Origin of the sequence: Vibrio sp. 10N.222.46.A1 (assembly GCF_041473595.1) — a bacterium.
GTDB classification, from domain to species: Bacteria; Pseudomonadota; Gammaproteobacteria; order Enterobacterales; family Vibrionaceae; genus Vibrio; species Vibrio tasmaniensis_A.
This window is the reverse complement of record NZ_JBFRSN010000281.1, coordinates 1-5,563: the sequence shown is the minus strand read 5'-3', so window position 1 is coordinate 5,563 and position 5,563 is coordinate 1. Positions and strand designations below refer to the sequence as shown.

The window sequence follows — 5,563 nt, the reverse complement described above, 5'->3', positions numbered from 1 at the left end:
ACCAAGCACTAAGCTAAGGATAAAAAATGTAGTTGCAAAAATTGCAGTCATTCGGGTAAGGAAATTTCCTGAGCCACCAGCACCAAACACAGTGTTTGAAGCGCCAGCACCGAAAGAGGCTCCCATATCTGCGCCTTTACCTTGTTGAATCAACACTAGGCCAATTACACCAAGCGCTGCCAACAGGTAAATCACAAGTAGAACTGTAAACATTTTTCCACCTATGTTCCTAATTGTTGAGCCAGCGCCGTTCAAAAAACTATTTTTAAGAACAAGGCTAGCGACCTCCTAACTGAAGGCCGAGCAATACTAGCGAATGCGACGATGACTGACAAGGGGAATTTACTAAAAAATAAGCCTTTACCAAGCAAGTGGTCAAAAAAAGGGCAAAAGGGACACAAAACTCATTTGCGTCCCTTTTTAATCATCACATAACTAAAACCCGGCCCCCACAAGTGAGACCGACTTCGCCTGTTACGGCAAACGTTTTATTAGCAATTCGCTTTTACTGCATCAGCAATTTTCAGTGCAGAACTCTGAACAAGTTCAGCATCTTCACCTTCGACCATTACGCGCAGTAGTGGCTCAGTACCCGATTTGCGTAATAGCACACGACCTTTCTCACCGAGTTCCGTCTCGACTTCAATAACAGCCGCTTTCACAGCCTCTGCTTCTAGTGGGTTTGAATCACCACTGAAACGAACATTTTCTAGAACTTGAGGGTATAACGTCATACCTTGAGAAAGCTCATTCAGTGTCATTTCACTATCGACAACTGAGGCCAATACTTGCAGAGCAGCGACGATAGCATCACCTGTCGTCACTTTATCTAATAGGATAACGTGCCCCGAGTTCTCAGCACCGATCTTCCAGCCTTTAGCTAGAAGTTGTTCCATAACATAACGGTCACCAACAGCAGCACGTACAAATGGAATACCTAATTGCTTAAGGCCATTTTCCATCCCAAGGTTGGTCATTAGTGTACCAACAACTCCGCCTTTCAACTCACCACGGCGCAGTGCATCGCGAGCAATAATGTAAGCGATTTGGTCACCATCAACTTTATTGCCTAGCTCGTCAACCATGATGATACGATCACCATCACCATCAAAGCCAAGACCTAACGCCGCTTTTTCTTCAACGACTTTAGCTTGCAGAGCGCGTACATCAGTCGCACCTACTTCATGGTTGATGTTGGTGCCATTTGGCTCCACACCAATCGCAACAACCTCAGCACCCAGCTCTTTAAATACAGCCGGCGCAATGTGGTAAGTCGCACCATGCGCGCAATCCACCACAATTTTCATACCAGCTAGCGTCATTTTGTGTGGGAATGTACTTTTACAAAATTCAATATAACGGCCTGCTGCATCATTTAGGCGCACCGCTTTACCTAATTCAGAAGATTCAACGCACTCGATATCTTTGTCTAGCTCAGCTTCGATGGCGAGTTCAATCTCATCCGACAATTTAGTACCTTCAGACGAGAAGAACTTGATGCCGTTGTCATAGAAGGGGTTGTGCGATGCAGAGATAACAATCCCCGCTTCAGCACGGAAAGTTTGTGTTAGGTAGGCAACAGCCGGTGTCGGCATTGGCCCCGTAAACGTAGCTTGAAGACCAGCAGCAGCTAAGCCAGCTTCTAAAGCAGACTCAAGCATGTAGCCAGAAATACGAGTATCTTTACCAATGATCACTTTCTTTGTGCCCTGCTTTGCAAGAACACGACCAGCAGCCCAGCCAAGCTTCAAAACAAAATCAGGTGTGATTGGGTACTGGCCCACTTTTCCACGTACACCATCTGTGCCGAAGTAACGTCTTTTATCAGACATATTGATTTTCCTTAATTATGATTAGTGATTGTTATTCATCACTTCGATTATCTTCATCGCTTCCAATGTATCTTCAACATCGTGAACGCGAATAATTTGTGCACCTTTCATTGCTGCGATTGTTGCGCAAGTAACGCTAGCGACCATGCAGTCAGCTGGGACTTTGTCTAGTAGCTTAAAGATCATCGATTTTCTCGACATCCCCGCTAAGACAGGCAAACCAAGCGTATGAAACTTTTCAAGGTGCGCTAATAAATGGTAATTGTGTTCGATGGTTTTACCAAAACCAAAACCAGGGTCAAGAATCAGCTGCTCTTTTGATATACCGACCGCCTCACAAGCTTCGACCCTTTCTTGTAAAAAGTCTTCGACATCTGTTAGAACATCTTCGTAGCTTGGATTGGCTTGCATGGTTCTTGGCTGACCTTTCATGTGCATCAAGCAAATAGGTACATTAGCCTCTGCGGCCACTTCTAGAGATCCGGGCTCTTGCAGTGCGCGTACATCATTGATCAAATCTGCCCCTGCATCAACAGCCTGGCGCATCACCTCAGCTTTGCTGGTATCAATCGAGATCCAAACATCAAACTTGGCGCGAATCGCTCTAATCGCCGGGATAACTCGAGCTAACTCTTCCTCTAAGGACACCTCTGGAGCACCTGGACGAGTCGACTCACCACCAATATCAATAATGCTAACACCAGCCTGAATCATTCGCTCTGCTTGCAGTAAAGCATTATCTAATGAATTGAATTTTCCGCCATCAGAGAAAGAGTCAGGCGTAACATTGAGGATACCCATCACATGTGGGCGGTCTAAAACGAGCGTTTTATTGTGTGCTTTTAATATCATGGAAGGTGGGTCTTAAAGGTAAAAAATATCTTGGGCTAGAAACAGAAAAACCCTGAGCGTACTCAGGGTTTTAATTTAAAGCTTAGCAATTAAGAATCTTTGTTTTGAGCATCATCTGATTCAGATTTAACTTCTTCAACTGTCGACTCTTCAGCTTTTGGCTCGGCTTCTGATTTAGCTTCAGGTTTAGCTTCTTCCTTTGCAGGTTCTGCTTTCGCCTGATCACCCCAACCAGCAGGCTCACGAATGTCAGTCTTACGCTCCATGAGGTCATCAATCTGACCCGCATCGATCGTTTCGTACTTCATAAGCGCATCTTTCATCGAGTGCATCAAATCCATATTATCTTCTAGAATTTGCTTAGCTCGAGCGTAGTTGCGGTCGATAAGAATGCGAATTTCTTCATCGATAAGTCGAGTTGTATCGTCAGAAACATGTTTCGCCTGGCTCATGCCGCGACCTAGGAAAACTTCGCCTTCTTCTTCAGCATAAAGAAGAGGACCTAGTTTTTCCGAGAAGCCCCACTGCGTTACCATCTTACGAGCAATATCAGTTGCACGCTCGATATCGTTTGACGCACCGGTCGAAACTTTGTCTTTACCGTAGATAAGTTCTTCAGCAAGACGACCACCGTACAAGCTAGAGATCATTGATTCTAGATGCTGGCGAGACATGCTTACGCGGTCTTGCTCAGGTAAGTACATAGTTACACCAAGCGCACGACCACGTGGGATGATTGATACTTTATACACTGGATCGTGTTCAGGTACCAAACGACCAACAATTGCGTGACCTGCTTCGTGGTAAGCCGTTGACTCTTTCACTTCCTCAGACATCACCATTGAACGGCGCTCTGCACCCATCATAATTTTGTCTTTCGCAAGTTCAAACTCAACCATAGATACATTGCGTTTGTTACCACGAGCAGCAAAAAGAGCCGCTTCGTTAACAAGGTTCGCAAGGTCTGCACCAGAGAAACCTGGAGTACCACGAGCAATCAGAGATGGTTCAACATCACCTGACAGTGGCACTTTACGCATGTGTACTTTAAGAATCTGTTCACGACCCCGTACATCAGGTAGACCAACCACAACTTGACGGTCAAAACGACCAGGACGAAGTAATGCAGGGTCTAGTACGTCTGGACGGTTAGTCGCAGCGATAACAATAATACCTTCGTTACCTTCGAAACCATCCATCTCAACCAGCATTTGGTTAAGTGTTTGCTCACGTTCATCGTGACCACCACCAACACCAGCGCCACGTTGACGACCTACCGCATCGATTTCATCGATAAAGATGATACAAGGCGCTGCTTTCTTCGCTTGTTCGAACATGTCACGCACACGAGATGCACCAACACCAACAAACATTTCAACGAAGTCAGAACCAGAGATAGTAAAGAACGGTACTTTCGCTTCACCAGCAATCGCTTTTGCAAGCAATGTCTTACCCGTACCAGGAGGACCTACCAACAGGATACCTGTCGGGATCTTACCACCAAGCTTTTGGAAGCGGCTTGGGTCACGAAGGTAATCCACAAGCTCTTTCACGTCTTCTTTTGCTTCGTCACAACCAGCAACATCAGCAAACATCGTTTTGATTTGTTCTTCGCTCATCATTCGAGCTTTGCTCTTACCAAAAGACATTGCGCCTTTACCGCCGCCGCCGCCTTGCATTTGACGCATGAAGAAAATCCACACACCAATCAGTAAGATCATTGGGAACCATGAAATGAAGATAGTGCCAAGCAGGCTCTGCTCTTCAGGTGGTGTACCCTGAACTTTTACGTTTTGATTAATTAAGTCATCAAGTAGCTTTTGATCATAAACAGGCATGTAAGTTACATACTTAGAGCCACCACCACGACGTGTGAAAGTGATTTCGCTGTTATTGAACTGTGCGTCTTGAATCTGGCCTTGGCCAACTTCCTGTACAAACGTGGTGTAATCTACTGCTCTGCCGTTACTTTCCCCAGGGCCGAAGCTCTGGAATACCGACATCAACACTACCGCGATAACAAGCCACAGAATTAAATTTTTTGCCATGTCACTCAAGGTGTAAGCCTCTCGATAACTAATTGTAATTAAAGGTAGGGTACTACAGTTTGTAACCTGTAGCCATGTTGTTAACTCTCACTCTTGGAAGAGAATCGTTAACCTTTGTAACCAGTTGCTACGATAAACACTTCACGAGAGCGAGCTCGAGAAGAGTCGGGTTTTCTAACTTTGACTGTTTTAAACATCTCACGGACGTCCTTAACATATTGGTCAAACCCTTCGCCTTGGAATACTTTTACAACAAAACTACCATTGGTAGCTAGAACTTGTCGACACATATCCAAAGCTAATTCAACTAAATACATAGCTCTTGGCTGATCCACAGAATTGTTGCCTGCTATATTAGGTGCCATATCAGACATCACGACATCAACCATGTTTGGTTGTATACGTTCCAGCAACGCATCTAGCACAGCTTCTTCGCGGAAATCGCCTTGTAAAAAGCTCACTCCAGCAATCGGATCCATTGGTAACAAGTCACACGCAATGATTTGACCGTTGTCTCCGATAATCTTAGCAGCATATTGAGACCAACCGCCAGGCGCTGCACCCAAATCCACAATGGTCATCCCTGGAGTCAGCAATTTATCTTTCGTTTGAATCTCTTCCATTTTGAAATAAGCACGCGAACGATAGCCTTTTTTTCTGGCTTCATTTGCGTACTTGTCGTCGAAGTGTTCCTTCAACCAACGGCCCGAACTGGCCGAGTGTTTCTGTTTGCTCATTGGATACCTAAATTGGAGGAAAGTACTAATTGCTGAATAAATTATAGTCTTCAGCTTTAGATGGCGTTAAAATAGGTTTTTTCAACCCTAATAC

General features: G+C 45.0%; 5 protein-coding genes. All 5 read right to left on the bottom strand.

Features of this window, described 5'->3' with window-relative positions; genetic code table 11:
* Nucleotides 1-213, bottom strand: a 213-nt coding sequence (secG, locus tag AB4496_RS09490; RefSeq protein ID WP_372130867.1) for a preprotein translocase subunit SecG, incomplete at its 3' end; no start/stop codon positions are given.
* Nucleotides 214-491: 278 nt separating this feature from the next.
* On the bottom strand, nucleotides 492-1,832 hold the full coding sequence (glmM, locus tag AB4496_RS09485) for a phosphoglucosamine mutase (RefSeq protein ID WP_009847545.1): 1,341 nt from the start codon (nucleotides 1,830-1,832) through the stop codon (nucleotides 492-494).
* Nucleotides 1,833-1,853: 21 nt separating this feature from the next.
* On the bottom strand, nucleotides 1,854-2,684 hold the full coding sequence (folP, locus tag AB4496_RS09480) for a dihydropteroate synthase (protein WP_009847544.1): 831 nt from the start codon (nucleotides 2,682-2,684) through the stop codon (nucleotides 1,854-1,856).
* Between the two features lie 89 nt (nucleotides 2,685-2,773).
* Complete coding sequence (gene ftsH, locus AB4496_RS09475) at nucleotides 2,774-4,732, bottom strand: ATP-dependent zinc metalloprotease FtsH (protein ID WP_102257748.1); 1,959 nt, start codon at nucleotides 4,730-4,732, stop codon at nucleotides 2,774-2,776.
* A 107-nt stretch (nucleotides 4,733-4,839) separates the two neighbouring features.
* On the bottom strand, nucleotides 4,840-5,469 hold the full coding sequence (rlmE, locus tag AB4496_RS09470) for a 23S rRNA (uridine(2552)-2'-O)-methyltransferase RlmE (RefSeq protein ID WP_009847548.1): 630 nt from the start codon (nucleotides 5,467-5,469) through the stop codon (nucleotides 4,840-4,842).
* Nucleotides 5,470-5,563: the final 94 nt, after the last annotated feature.

Coding starts and splice junctions, on each gene's coding strand:
- glmM (WP_009847545.1), bottom strand. CDS start 1,832: ATGTCTGATAAAAGACGTTACTTCGGCACAGATGGTGTACGTGGAAAA.
- folP (WP_009847544.1), bottom strand. CDS start 2,684: ATGATATTAAAAGCACACAATAAAACGCTCGTTTTAGACCGCCCACAT.
- ftsH (WP_102257748.1), bottom strand. CDS start 4,732: ATGGCAAAAAATTTAATTCTGTGGCTTGTTATCGCGGTAGTGTTGATG.
- rlmE (WP_009847548.1), bottom strand. CDS start 5,469: ATGAGCAAACAGAAACACTCGGCCAGTTCGGGCCGTTGGTTGAAGGAA.